Origin of the sequence: Onishia taeanensis, assembly GCF_013349955.1 — a bacterium.
Lineage (GTDB): Bacteria > Pseudomonadota > Gammaproteobacteria > Pseudomonadales > Halomonadaceae > Onishia > Onishia taeanensis_B.
Genome location: NZ_JABVXC010000014.1, coordinates 21536 through 34948 on the forward strand (window position 1 = coordinate 21536; position 13413 = coordinate 34948).

The 13413-nt window shown below is 63.1% G+C and carries 12 protein-coding genes and 2 tRNA genes; 4 read left to right on the plus strand and 10 right to left on the minus strand.

The window, feature by feature from the left end; all coding sequences use genetic code 11:
- The first annotated feature begins 142 nt into the window (after positions 1-142).
- The 4 genes from panB to HUS66_RS14775 all read left to right on the plus strand — a co-directional run bounded on the left by panB (position 143) and on the right by HUS66_RS14775 (position 3601).
- Positions 143-934 (plus strand): 3-methyl-2-oxobutanoate hydroxymethyltransferase, encoded by a 792-nt coding sequence (gene panB, locus HUS66_RS14760; protein ID WP_175071857.1) that lies wholly within the window; start codon positions 143-145, stop codon positions 932-934.
- Positions 934-1794, plus strand: coding sequence for a pantoate--beta-alanine ligase (panC, locus tag HUS66_RS14765; RefSeq protein ID WP_175071859.1), 861 nt, complete (start codon positions 934-936; stop codon positions 1792-1794). The genes panB and panC overlap by 1 nt, the downstream gene beginning before the upstream one ends.
- Positions 1795-1807: 13 nt before the next feature.
- A complete protein-coding gene (gene panD / locus HUS66_RS14770; RefSeq protein ID WP_175071861.1) occupies positions 1808-2188 on the plus strand; it encodes an aspartate 1-decarboxylase in 381 nt (126 codons plus the stop codon).
- Between the two features lie 234 nt (positions 2189-2422).
- Positions 2423-3601 carry an acetyl-CoA C-acetyltransferase gene (locus HUS66_RS14775; protein ID WP_175071863.1) on the plus strand — a complete coding sequence of 393 codons (1179 nt, stop codon included), beginning with the start codon at positions 2423-2425 and terminating at the stop codon, positions 3599-3601.
- A 311-nt stretch (positions 3602-3912) separates the two neighbouring features.
- Here the strand turns inward: HUS66_RS14775 and pnp are convergent, their stop codons facing one another.
- The 10 genes from pnp to secG all read right to left on the minus strand — a co-directional run bounded on the left by pnp (position 3913) and on the right by secG (position 13413).
- Positions 3913-6042 carry a polyribonucleotide nucleotidyltransferase gene (gene pnp, locus HUS66_RS14780; protein ID WP_175071865.1) on the minus strand — a complete coding sequence of 710 codons (2130 nt, stop codon included), beginning with the start codon at positions 6040-6042 and terminating at the stop codon, positions 3913-3915.
- A 202-nt stretch (positions 6043-6244) separates the two neighbouring features.
- The gene (gene rpsO, locus HUS66_RS14785; RefSeq protein ID WP_092526390.1) at positions 6245-6514 is read right to left on the minus strand and encodes a 30S ribosomal protein S15; all 270 of its coding nucleotides are present in this window, start codon (positions 6512-6514) and stop codon (positions 6245-6247) included.
- A 107-nt stretch (positions 6515-6621) separates the two neighbouring features.
- Entirely contained in the window at positions 6622-7557 is a 936-nt protein-coding gene (truB, locus tag HUS66_RS14790) for a tRNA pseudouridine(55) synthase TruB (RefSeq protein WP_175071867.1), read from the minus strand.
- Positions 7557-7997 carry a 30S ribosome-binding factor RbfA gene (rbfA, locus tag HUS66_RS14795; RefSeq protein WP_175071869.1) on the minus strand — a complete coding sequence of 147 codons (441 nt, stop codon included), beginning with the start codon at positions 7995-7997 and terminating at the stop codon, positions 7557-7559. Before rbfA ends, truB begins: the two co-directional genes overlap by 1 nt.
- Positions 7998-8017: 20 nt before the next feature.
- Entirely contained in the window at positions 8018-10510 is a 2493-nt protein-coding gene (gene infB, locus HUS66_RS14800) for a translation initiation factor IF-2 (protein ID WP_175071871.1), read from the minus strand.
- Positions 10511-10538: 28 nt separating this feature from the next.
- The gene (nusA, locus tag HUS66_RS14805) at positions 10539-12032 is read right to left on the minus strand and encodes a transcription termination factor NusA (protein WP_175071873.1); all 1494 of its coding nucleotides are present in this window, start codon (positions 12030-12032) and stop codon (positions 10539-10541) included.
- 40 nt (positions 12033-12072) lie between these two features.
- Positions 12073-12534, minus strand: coding sequence for a ribosome maturation factor RimP (rimP, locus tag HUS66_RS14810; protein WP_175071875.1), 462 nt, complete (start codon positions 12532-12534; stop codon positions 12073-12075).
- 202 nt (positions 12535-12736) lie between these two features.
- Positions 12737-12813, minus strand: a tRNA-Met gene (locus tag HUS66_RS14815).
- Between the two features lie 126 nt (positions 12814-12939).
- Positions 12940-13026: transfer RNA gene (locus tag HUS66_RS14820), tRNA-Leu, on the minus strand.
- Positions 13027-13053: 27 nt separating this feature from the next.
- Complete coding sequence (secG, locus tag HUS66_RS14825; protein ID WP_175071877.1) at positions 13054-13413, minus strand: preprotein translocase subunit SecG; 360 nt, start codon at positions 13411-13413, stop codon at positions 13054-13056.

The window sequence follows — 13413 nt, forward strand, 5'->3', positions numbered from 1 at the left end:
GTAGAGTTGCCCGACTTTTGTTACCATTCCACACTTCCGGGGGCTAACGGGGTAACACTTTGATGGCTCCAGCCCGACGCCAGCCAGGCGACCGCGTGTCTTCACCGCGGTCCCACGACGCTATCGACGAGACCGCAATACTATGAAAACCGTCACCTTGAGCACGCTTTCGGCCCACAAGCGGGCGGGGGAGACCTTCAGTTGCCTGACCGCCTACGACGCCTCCTTTGCCCGCGCTGCCAGCGATGCCGGAATCGAAGTCCTGCTGGTCGGTGATTCCCTGGGCATGGTGCTGCAGGGCCACGACAGCACCCTGCCGGTCACCCTCGGCGACATCTGCTATCACACCCGCTGTGCAGCCCGCGGCAAGGGTGCCAGCCTGCTGATGGTCGACCTGCCCTTCATGAGCAACTCAAGCCTGCCGAGAATGCTCGACGATGCCGGCGCGCTGATGCGCGCGGGGGCCGAGCTGATCAAGGTCGAGGGCGAGGCCTGGATGGCCGAGGGCATCCGCGAGCTGACCCAACGCGGCGTGCCGGTGTGCGCACATCTGGGCCTGACGCCGCAGTCGGTGCATCAGTTGGGAGGCTACAAGGTACAGGGCCGTGACACCGAACGCGCCGAACAGATTCTCCATGACGCCAAGGTCCTGCAAGACGCCGGCGCCTCGGTGATTCTGCTCGAATGCGTGCCGGCAAGCCTGGGCCGCGCGGTGCGCGATGCGCTGGACGTGCCAGTGATCGGCATTGGCGCAGGCCCCGACGTCGATGGCCAGATCCTGGTCATGCACGACGTGCTGGGCATCACCCATGGTCGCACGCCGCGCTTCGTCAAGAACTTCATGGCCGAGGCCGAGGATATCCAGGACGCTTTCCGCCGCTATCACGATGCCGTCAAGGCACGCCGCTTCCCGGCCGAGGAGCACAGCTTCTGATGGACACCCTGCATCACGTTCAGGCGCTGCGCAAGGCGTTGGCCGGCCCCAGGCGCGCCGGGCAGCGCATCGCCCTGGTGCCGACCATGGGCAACCTTCATGCGGGCCACCTGGCACTGGTCGCCGAGGCGCGGGCACGCGCCGACCTGGTGGTGGCGACGATTTTCGTCAACCCGCTGCAGTTCGGCCCCGATGAGGACCTGGACGCTTATCCACGCACTCTCGACGAGGATCAGGTCAGGCTCGCCAACGCCGGCTGCGACCTGCTGTTCGCCCCATCGACCCGCGAACTCTACCCCGAGGGCCTTGGCGTGCAGACCCGCGTCCGCGTTGCCGGAGTCAGCGAAGGGCTGTGCGGCGGCTCGCGACCGGGACACTTCGACGGCGTGGCCACCGTGGTCAGCCTGCTCTTCAACCTGGTACAGCCCGACCTTGCCTGCTTCGGCGAAAAAGACTATCAACAGCTGGCGGTGATTCGCCAACTGACCCGCGACCTGCACTTTCCCATTGAGATCGTCGGCGTCCCGATCGTGCGTGCCGAAGATGGCCTGGCGCTGTCATCTCGCAACGGCTACCTAAGTGAAGAAGAGCGTATCCGGGCTCCTGGCCTCCACCTCACACTTTGCGAGCTACGCGATGCCATCGCCGCCGGCACTCCAGTGGCCGATGCCCTCGCCGTTGCCAATGACCACCTGGTCGCACGCGGTTTCGTGACCGACTACCTGGCGCTGCGCCGCGCCGACGATCTCGGCGAGATCGACGCTGACACCCGAGAGGCGGTGATTCTCGCCGCGGCCCAGCTGGGGCCGGCCCGCCTGATCGACAATCTGACCGTTAGCCTGTCGCGTCGCGACGGATAAGGAAGGCAATCCGATGTACACCATTATGCTCAAGGCCAAGCTGCACATGGCCCGCGTCACTCACGCCGTGCTCAACTACGAAGGCTCCTGCGCCATCGACGGTGAGCTGCTCGATATGGCCGGCATTCGCGAAAACGAGCAGATCCAGATCTATAACGTCGAAGGCGGCCAGCGCTTCACCACTTACGCCATACGCGCCGAGGAAGGCTCGAAGGTCATCTCGGTGAACGGTGCCGCGGCTCATCTGGCCAATGTGGGTGACCGTGTCATCATCTGCAGCTATGCCCACTACGATGATCGCGAAGTGGAGCACCATCAGCCGGCCCTGGTCTATCTGCAGGAAGGCAATGACGTCAGCCACACCAGTCATGCCATTCCCGTCCAGCTCGCCTGAGACTGAACCTAAAACGTAGCGTCTGGTAGCTAACAGCAAACCACTCACTCCCCAAGCACCTCGTGCGGCCGGCGATATGTCTTCTCTCGCCGGCCGCGACGCCCTCCATCCCCGGGTCACTCACTTCCTCTCCTCGACTTGCGCTTTGGTACCATTTACGCCATTAGCCATTGTCGCGGCGCACAATACTCTCCTATGCTTAGTGGTCACTTGCCCTTTTCGAGGAGTCTCTTTATGCAAGACGTGGTGATTGTCGCGGCCCGCCGCACTGCCGTTGGCACCTTCGGTGGCTCGCTCGCCGACATTCCTGCAAGCGAGCTGGGTGCCTTGGTCATCAAGGATATCCTCACTCAGACCGGCGTTGCAGGGGATCAGGTCAACGAAGTACTGCTCGGTCAGGTCCTTACCGCCGGTGTCGGCCAGAACCCGGCGCGTCAGGCCGCCATCAAGGCCGGTCTGCCCGACGGCGTACCGGCCATGACCATCAACAAGGTCTGCGGCTCCGGTCTCAAGGCGCTGCACCTGGCGACGCAGGCGATCCGCTGCGGTGACGCCGAGCTGATCCTCGCCGGCGGCCAGGAAAACATGTCCGCCTCGCCCCACGTGCTGCCACATTCTCGCACCGGCCAGCGCATGGGCGACTGGAAGGCCGTCGACACCATGGTCCATGACGGCCTCTGGGACGCCTTCAACGACTATCACATGGGCATCACCGCCGAAAATCTGGCCGAGAAGTACGGCATCACCCGCGAGGAGATGGATGCCTTCGCCGCTGGCTCCCAGCAGAAGGCCACCGCCGCTATCGAAGCCGGCAAGTTCAAGAGCCAAATCGTCCCGGTCGAGATTCCCCAGCGCAAGGGCGATCCGGTGGTCTTCGACACCGACGAAGGCCCGCGCCCGGGCGTGACTGCCGAGAAGCTTGGCGGCATGCGTCCGGCCTTCAAGAAGGACGGCAGCGTGACCGCCGGCAACGCCTCCTCGATCAACGACGGCGCCGCGGTGGTCATGCTGTGCTCCGCCGACAAGGCCAAGGAGCTGGGCCTCGAGCCGCTGGCTCGCATCAAGGCCTACGCCAACGCCGGTGTCGAACCGGCGATCATGGGGATCGGCCCGGCACCGGCAACCCGTCGCTGCTTGGACAAGGCCGGCTGGGCGATCGGTGAACTGGACCTGATCGAGGCCAACGAGGCCTTCGCCGCCCAGGCGCTGTCGGTCAACAAGGAGCTTGGCTGGGATGCCGACAAGATCAACGTCAACGGTGGCGCGATTGCCATCGGCCACCCGATCGGCGCCTCCGGCTGCCGGATCTTGGTGACGCTGGTTCACGAGATGATCGCCCGCGACGCCAAGAAAGGCCTGGCAACGCTGTGCATCGGCGGCGGCCAGGGGGTGGCGCTGGCCATCGAACGGTAAGCCCGCACTACCACAAGAGCGATCCCGGTTCCCCGGGGGCAGGGCGGAGCGGAGGTCCGATGCCAGGGGTAAGGAGCACTGCTCCGAACGGGCTGGCCAGGGATGGCCAGCACCGGCCCTGCAAGCGGAGCAGGATGCGAGAGCGCCGCAGGGCATCGGTAGCGCCCAAGGAAGGGTTCACAGCGCCTCCGCGATGGTCCGGCACCCCGGGACCTGTCGTCGGAAAAGCCGCGCCATCGCCATGCACGAGCCAAAAAAACGCCCCCGCAGCCAAGGCTGCGGGGGCGTTGTCGTTGCGGCGTCGCTGAGGCTCAGTCGACGACCACCTCGGCGGCCTCGAAGGCGGCCTTCTCTTCCGGCGTGATCTCCTTGATGGTGAGCTTCACACGGTTGCGGTTGTCGATATCCAGCACCTTGACGATGACGTCGTCGCCTTCGTTGAGGAATTCACGCACGTCGTTGACCCGCTCGGGTACGATCTGAGAGATGTGCACCAGACCGTCGGTGCCCGGCATGATGTTGACGAAGGCGCCGAAGTCGGCGATGCGCACGACCTTGCCCTTGTAGAGCTTGCCGATCTCGGCTTCGGCAGTGATCGCGAGCACCGTGTCGATCGCGGCCTTGGCGGCCACCTTGTCATCGGCGTAGATGCGCACGGTGCCATCGTCGTCCAGATCGATGGAGGCGCCGGTATCGTCGCAGATCTTACGGATGGTCGCGCCGCCCTTGCCGATCACATCGCGGATCTTGTCCGGGTTGATCTTGATGGTGGCCATCGACGGCGCGTTATCGGACACTTCGCTGCGGCTCTGCCCGATCACCTGGTTCATCTGCTCGAGGATGGTCAGACGCGCCTCATGGGCCTGCTGCAGCGCCTGCTCCATGATCTCCTCGTTGATACCCTCGATCTTGATGTCCATCTGCAGGGCGGTGACGCCGGAGGCCGAGCCGGCCACCTTGAAGTCCATGTCGCCGAGATGGTCTTCGTCGCCCAGGATGTCGGTCAGCACGGCAAAACCATCTTCGTCCTTGACCAGGCCCATGGCGATGCCGGCCACCGGCGCCTTGATAGGCACACCCGCGTCCATCAGGGCCAATGAGGTACCACATACAGAGGCCATGGAGCTGGAGCCATTGGACTCGGTGATCTCGGAGACCACACGGATGGTATAGGGGAAGTCATCATCGCTCGGCAGCATGGCTTGGACACCGCGGCGTGCTAGGCGGCCATGACCGATCTCACGACGCTTGGGCCCGCCCATGAAGCCGGCTTCGCCCACGCAGTACGGGGGGAAGTTGTAGTGCAACAGGAAGCGGTCCTTGCGCTCGCCTTCCAGGGATTCGATCAGCTGGGAGTCACGCAGGGTACCGAGAGTCGCCACCACCATGGCCTGTGTCTCACCGCGGGTGAACAGCGCCGAGCCGTGAGTCTTGGGCAGCATGCCCACCTGGATGTCCAGCGGACGCACCGTCTTCAGGTCGCGGCCGTCGATGCGCGGCTCGCCCTTGACCACCCGCGAGCGCACGACACGCTTCTCGAGGGCGGCGAAGGCCTTGGCCACCTCATCGGCGTCGAAGGTGCCATCTTCTTCACCGGCCAGCGCTTCGATGGCGGTGTCCTTGGCAGCGCTCAGGGCATCCTGGCGAGCCATCTTGTCGGTGATGCGATAGGCTTCGCCGACCTTGGCTTCGAAGTCCTTGGCCAGGGCTTCCTTGAGGGCGGCATTCTCTTCAGCCGGCTGCCAATCCCACTTCGGCTTGCCTGCTTCAGCGACCAGTTCGTTGATGGCGTCGATCGCGACCTGCATCTCCTGGTGGGCAAACAGTACCGCACCGAGCATCTCGTCTTCGAGCAGTTCCTTGGCCTCGGACTCGACCATCAGCACGGCCTTAGCGGTACCGGCGACCACCATGTTGAGTTCCGAGCGGGTCAGCTCTTCGACGGTCGGATTGAGGAAGTAGCCCTTTTCCTCGTCGAAACCAACGCGGGCGGCGCCGATCGGGCCGCTGAACGGCAGCCCGGAAATGGCCAGCGCCGCGGAGGTACCGATCATGGCGGCGATATCCGGGTCTTCATTGCGATCGGCGGACATCACGTTACAGATGACCTGAACCTCGTTCATGAAGCCCTTGGGAAACAGCGGGCGGATCGGGCGATCGATCAGGCGCGAGGTGAGGGTCTCCTTCTCGGTGGGACGTCCCTCACGCTTGAAGAAGCCGCCGGGGATCTTGCCCACGGCATAGGTCTTTTCCTGGTAGTGCACGGACAGCGGGAAGAAGTCCTGGCCAGGCTTGAGGGTCTTCTTGCCTACCACGGTGCACAGCACCACGGTATCGCCCATGGTGACCTGGACGGCACCAGTGGCCTGACGGGCGATGCGGCCCGTCTCGAGAGTCACGGTGCTGCGACCGTACTGGAATGTTTTCTTGACCGGGTTCACGGCGGCTTCCTTCAACTTGTCGAATTCATATTGGGTCTTTTTGACACGCCGACCATTTTAGGAGGTCGTCGGGGCAAGGGCTACCAAGATCCCATAAAACAACAAGCAACCCCTTGGGGTTGCTTGTCCGAAGAACCCTGCGGCGCTGCCGCGGGTTCGGGAAGAATCCTTGGACCCTTCCCTGTCTGGCTACCGGTGCCGCTTAGCGACGCAGGCCCAGGCGCTGGATCAGCGACTGGTAGCGCTCGAAGTCCTTGCGCTTCAGGTAGTCGAGCAGCTTACGACGCTGGTTGACCATACGGATCAGGCCACGACGAGAGTGGTGATCCTGCTTGTTGGTCTTGAAGTGATCCTGCAAGCCGTCGATGTTGGCGCTCAGCAGGGCCACCTGAACTTCGGGGGAACCGGTGTCATTTTCGACACGGCCGAATTCACTAACGATCTCGGCCTTCTTTTCAGCGGTCAGTGCCATCTGTTTCTCCAGTAAGCAATATGCCTGGTGATGAATGTCGGAGACCACGCATATTTGCAGTCTCCACGCCTGCACCGCGCAGCAGGTTCCACGCGGTGCGGGTTGCTTTACCCATCGCCACCCGACTGGGCGGCGGCGGTATTCAACAAGCGACGGGGAACAATTTCCCCTGCCGCCTTGACCGTGACCAGGCCCAGAAAGACCTCGCCACGATAGAGTCTGACGGTGTCGTCGACGCCAAGCTCTCCGGTGTCCACGCGGGCCTGCTGGCCGTGCTGGATCCGGGCGGCGGCCACGTCGTCGACCTCGAGGGCCGGCAAATGCGCCACCAGCACATCGATCGGCATCAGCAGGGCTTCCCGAGCGTCCTGGTCGGCCAATGCCTCCAGCGCGCCCAGGGTGTGCATGCCCTCACCGTCGAAGGGACCGGTCTTGAGCCGCCGCAGGGCGGTGATATGACCACCGCAACCAAGCGCCTGGCCGATGTCTTCGGCGAGCGTGCGAATGTAGGTGCCCTTGCTGCACCGCACCCGCAGCGCGAAACCTTCGGCATCTGCCGCGAGCAGCCGGCTATCATAAACGCTCACGCGCCGGACTGCACGCTCGATTGTCTTGCCTTCCCGGGCCAGCTCATAGAGCTTGCGCCCTTCGTGCTTGAGCGCCGAATACATCGGCGGTACCTGGTCGATCTCACCGCGAAAGCGGGCCAGCACCGCCTCGATATCGGCCTCGTTCAAGGCCGGTACCGGAGCGCGCTCAACGATCTCGCCCTCGGCATCGCCGGTGTCGGTCACCTCGCCCAGCTTCACCCGGGTCTCGTAGACCTTGTCGGCCTCGAGCAGGAAGGAACTGAACTTGGTGGCCTCGCCGAAACAGATCGGCAGCAAGCCGGTGGCCATCGGGTCCAGGGTGCCGGTATGACCGGCCTTCTGAGCCTGATAGAGCCGCCGGACACGCTGCAGCACCTGGTTGCTCGATGCACCCTTGGGCTTGTCGAACAACAGCACGCCATCGACCGGCAAACCGCGACGCTTTCGCGCCATCAGCGGCCTTCCTCGTCACGGTGTTGATCACCGTGAGAATCGGCGCCATCACCGTCACCGCCCGGCTCTTCGTGATGCTGGGCGCGATCGCTGGCGACCGCTTCCTCGATCAGCGAAGACAGCTGCTGGCCGCGCACCACGCTCTCATCGTAATGAAAGCGCAGTTCCGGCACGTGGCGCAGCTTGATGCGGCGGGCGATCTGGCTACGCAGAAAGCCTGCAGCGCGCTTGAGCACCTTGAGGTTGTCCTTGACCCGCTCGGCGTCGTTCTCGCCGAGCAGGGTGACATAGACGTCGGCATAGCCGAGGTCACGGCTGACCGTGACCCCGCTGACGGTGATCATGCCCAGACGCGGGTCTTTGACCTCACGCTGGATGAGTACCGCCAGCTCCTGTTGCAGCTGGTCGGCTACCCGATCGGTACGCTTGAACTCGCGCATGACCAGCTCTCCTCGGTCGGTTACAGGGTACGCTCGACCTTGACCTGATCGAAGACCTCGATCTTGTCACCGGCCTGGACGTCGTTGTAGTTCTTGACGCCGATACCGCATTCCATGCCGTTGCGCACTTCATTGACGTCATCCTTGAAGCGACGCAGGGATTCCAGCTCGCCTTCGTAGATGACCACGTTCTCGCGCAGCACACGAATCTTCTTGTTGCGGTGCACGGTGCCCTCGACCACCATGCAGCCGGCCACGGCGCCGATCTTCGGCGCGCGGAAGACGTCACGAACCTCGGCCACGCCGACGATCTCTTCCTTCCACTCCGGTGCCAGCATGCCGCTCATGGCCTGCTTGACCTCGTCGATCAGCTGGTAGATCACGCTGTAGTAGCGCAGATCCAGGCCTTCACGCTCGATGATCTCACGGGCCGCGGCGTCGGCACGGACGTTGAAGCCGACCACGATGGCCTCACTGGCCAGCGCCAGGTTGGCGTCGGTACCAGTGATACCGCCGACACCCGAGGACACCACGGCGACCTCGACTTCTTCGGTGGACAGCTCTTCGAGGGCGCTCTTGATCGCTTCCAGCGAGCCTTGGACGTCGGCCTTGAGGACGATATTGACCTTGGCGACCTCTTCCTTGCCCATCTGGCTGAACATGTTCTCCAGCTTGGCTTTCTGCTGGCGCGCCAGGCGCACTTCGCGGTACTTGCCCTGACGGAAGTTGGCGATTTCGCGGGCCTTCTTCTCGTCTTCGAGCACCATGAAGTCGTCACCGGCATCCGGCGTGCCGTCGAGACCCTGGATCTCGACCGGCATGGACGGACCCACCTCATCGACCTGCTTGCCAAGCTCGTTGGTCAGAGCACGCACGCGGCCGTGGTGAAGGCCGGCGAGTACGATATCGCCCTTCTTCAGGGTGCCGTTCTGGACCAGTACGGTGGCGACCGGACCACGGCCCTTGTCGAGACGCGACTCGACCACGACGCCCTTGCCAGGCGCTTCCGGCACGGCCTTGAGCTCGAGCACTTCGGACACCAGCTGGATGGATTCCAGCAGGTCTTCGATGCCTTCACCGGACTTGGCAGAAACGTGGACGAACTGGGTGTCGCCACCCCACTCTTCGGAGATGACGCCGTGCTGGGACAGCTCGTTCTTGACCCGGTCCGGATCGGCGCCCGCCTTGTCGATCTTGTTGACCGCCACGACCATCGGCACGCCGGCAGCCTTCGAGTGCTCGATCGCCTCGATGGTCTGCGGCATCACGCCGTCGTCCGCTGCCACGACCAGGATCACCACGTCGGTCGCCTTGGCACCGCGTGCACGCATGGCGGTGAACGCCGCGTGGCCCGGGGTATCGAGGAAGGTCACGCCGCCGTGATCGTCCTCGACGTGATAGGCACCGATGTGCTGGGTAATGCCGCCGGCTTCACCGGTCGCCACCTTGGCACGACGCACGTAGTCGAGCAGCGAGGTCTTGCCGTGGTCGACGTGGCCCATGACGGTGACCACCGGCGAGCGCGTGATCTCTTCGCCTTCGTAGGAGATGCTCTCGAGCACTTCGGTCTCGAGCGCGTCGTCCTTGACCAGCTTGGGCTTGTGGCCCATTTCCTCGACCACGATCACCGCCGTGTCCTGGTCGATGGTCTGGTTGATGGTCACGGCCGCGCCCATGTTGAACATGGCCTTGATGACTTCATTGGCCTTGATCGACATCTTGTCGGCAAGCTCAGCGACGCTGATCGATTCGGGAATCGACACTTCGCGCACGATCGGCTGCGTGGGCTTCTGGAAGCCGTGCTTGCCGCCGCCTTCGCGACCGCCACGACGGCTGCCACGACGCTCGGCGCGCTTGGCTTTCTTGCCACCGCGACGACGCTCTTCGCGATCGTCATCATCACGCTCATGACGACCCTTCTTGGCCTTGGCGCCGGCCTTCTTGGGCGCCCGACGCGTATCGCCGCGGGGCTCCTTGGGCGGTGCGTTGACTTCGGGGGCAGCAGGCTCGGTGGTCTCGAGCTCCGGCACCGGAATCTCCGGCTCGGCCGCCGTGGCCTTGGCCGCTTCCTCCGCCTTGGCGGCTTCGGCGTTGGCCTTGGCGGCCTTGGCTTCTTCCGCTTCGCGGGCAGCCCGCTCGGCCTGGGAGTCGGCCATGTCGCCGACCAGCTGACGCGGCCCCGTTTCTTCGGCCTTGGGTTTCTCGGCCGGCTCTTCGTCGCGCTTCACGTAGGTGCGCTTCTTGCGAACCGAGACCTCAATGGACTTGCCACGATCACCGGAACGGATCCGGCTCTTGGTCTTGCGCGTCAGGGTGACGCGATTCTTGGCCCCGGCATCGCTATCGCCACCGTGGCTCTTGGTCAAATAGTCGAGCAGGCGCTTCTTGTCCGCTTCGGACACAGCGTCGCCCTCGGCCTTGTGCGGCAGGCCGGCTTCTTTCATCTGTTCTAGTAAGCGGGGCACTTCGCGCCCCACTTTTACGGCAAAATCTTTTACGGTCATGTCTGACATTAACGACCCTCCTGAGCCCGTGACCTGTTTACTGTTCGCTCTCGAACCAAGGCGCACGGGCAGTCATGATCAGTGCCGCAGCGCGCTCCTCGTCCACGCCCTCGATGTCTTCAAGATCATCGACGGACTGCTCGGCAAGGTCCTCCATGGTGACAATGCCCCGGCTGGCCAGAATGAAGGCCAGGTGACGCTCCATCCCTTCCATCTCGAGCAGGTCGTCGGCGGGCTGGGCGCCGTCGAGCTGCTCTTCGGAAGCGATTGCCAGGTTCAACAGCTCATCTTTTGCGCGTGCACGCAGCTCCTCGACGAGATCCTCGTCGAATTCCTCGATCTCGAGCATTTCCTCGAGGGGCACGTAGGCAACTTCTTCCAATGAAGTGAAGCCTTCTTCGACCATGATACGTGCCAGTTCCTCGTCGATCTCCAGGTGGTTGATGAAGAACTCCACCTGACTATCGATTTCCTGCTCGCGCTTGCCCTCGGCCTCGTCCTCGGTCATCACGTTGAGTTTCCAGCCGGTCAGCTCTGAGGCGAGCCGTACGTTCTGGCCACTGCGACCGATAGCCTGGGCGAGGTTGTCCTCGGCGACGGCGACATCCATGGCATGGCTGTCTTCATCGACGAGAATCGAGGCGACATCCGCCGGCGCCATGGCGTTGATCACCAGCTGCGCGGGGTTGTCGTCCCAAAGAATGATATCCACACGTTCGTTCTGCAGCTCGGTAGACACCGCCTGCACTCGCGAACCGCGCATGCCGACGCAGGCGCCGACCGGATCGATGCGACGGTCGTTGGTCTTGACCGCGATCTTGGCCCGCGAACCGGGATCCCGCGCTGCGCCCTTGATCTCGATGAGCTGCTCGGCAATTTCCGGCACCTCGATCTTGAACAGCTCGATGATCAGCTCCGGGCAGGTCCGCGACAGAATCAGCTGGGCGCCACGCGCCTCAGCATCGACCTTAACCAGCAGTGCACGCACCCGCTCGTTCATGCGGTAGCGCTCGCCGGGGATCATCTCGTTACGCGGCAGGAACGCCTCGGCGTTGTCGCCCAGATCGATGATCAGGCCTTCACGTGTCGTTTTCTTGACAATGCCGGCCACCAGCTCACCTTCGCGATCGGTGTACTGGCGCACCACTTCGGCGCGCTCGGCCTCACGGACCTTCTGCACGATCACTTGCTTGGCGGTCTGTGCCGCGATGCGACCGAAGACGGCATTCTCGATGCGCTCCTCGACCACATCGCCCACGGTCAGCGGCGGATCACGACGCTCGGCGAAGGACTGCTTGATCTCAGCGTCCGGGTTCTCGAACTCGTCGTCCTCGATCACCACCCAGCGACGGAAGGTATCGTAGTCGCCGGTCGCACGATCGATTGCCACCCGCACGTTGACTTCCTGACCGTCGAACCGCTTGCGCGATGCACTGGCCAGCGCCGCTTCGACGGCTTCGAAGATGACGTCACGGGGCACGCCCTTCTCATTCGAGATCGCGTCAACGACCATCAAAATCTCTTTGCTCATGCCTTTGCCTCGCCAGAAAACCTGTCCTTATGCATCGACCTCAATCCTCGAACTGGGGCACGACACGCGCCTGATCGATGCTGTCGATGGGAAAGCAGTACTCCTCGCCTTCAACCTGCAACAACACTTCGTCTTCTTCGATACCGGCCAGCAGCCCCTGGAACTTGCGACGGCCGTCGAAGGGCGTGCGTAGCTTGATCGCCACCACATGCCCCTTGAAGCGTTCGAAATGATCGAGGGTGAACAACGGCCGGTCCAAGCCAGGGGACGACACCTCAAGCCGATACTCGCCGGCGATTGGGTCTTCGACATCCATGACCGCACTGATCTGGCGGCTGATATCGGCACAGTCGTCGACGGTCACGCCGTTGGGGCCATCGATATAGATCACCAGGCGGGAGTGTTTGCCCTGGGACAGGTAGTCGAGCCCCCAGAGCTCGAAGCCCATGGCGGAGGCCACCGGCTCGATTAACGCGTATAGCGCAGCGTCCTTGATTGCCACAGACGAAGACTCCTACAGCCGTTGCGTCAGGCACCTGGCCGGGAGATGAAGAGGAAGCGAGGTGGCTGATTGGCGTGTCACCAGCGAAGGCCGGCAACAGGGGAACGGCTAACAGATGAGCTACTAACAAAAAGCCCCTTCACTGGAAGGGGCCTTTCACAAGAATCCTTATATACCATTTGGCGTCTTTTGACGGCCTAAATGGTAGCGGGGACCGGATTTGAACCGATGACCTTCGGGTTATGAGCCCGACGAGCTACCAGACTGCTCCACCCCGCATCACAGGTCGGCTATATTACCTGCCACTCTGGCTCACGTCAAGAACTCTTACCTTGCCGTGGGAGTGACAATCACCTGAATGCCAATCTTGCTACTGAAGGCCTCGGCATAACAAGGCGTTTCAGATGGTGCCGAAGGCGGGACTTGAACCCGCACGACCGTAAGGTCACTACCCCCTCAAGATAGCGTGTCTACCAATTCCACCACTTCGGCATCAGGGGAGCACTAATTGAGACCGACTTAGTTGCCGCTCTCCTCTAGCACTGGCGCTGTATTATCCATATCGGATGAGGAGTCGTCAAGCGTTGGCACGTTGTTTTGCTGCTCCACTACCTTGGCGTCCGGAATGCCGGTTTCAGGCGCCTGGCCGGCCTGGGAGGCAAAGTAGGCAAGCGTCAGAGACGTGGCAAAGAAACCCGCCGCCAGCAGCGCCGTGAACTTGGACAGGAAGCCGCCGCTGCCGCGGGACCCGAACACGGTCTGCGAGGCACCGCCGCCGAAGGAGGCGCCGGCATCGGCGCCCTTGCCCTGCTGCAGCAGGACGAGGACGACCAAGGCGATGGCGATCGCCACGTGGATCATGAGAAAGGCAACTTGCAT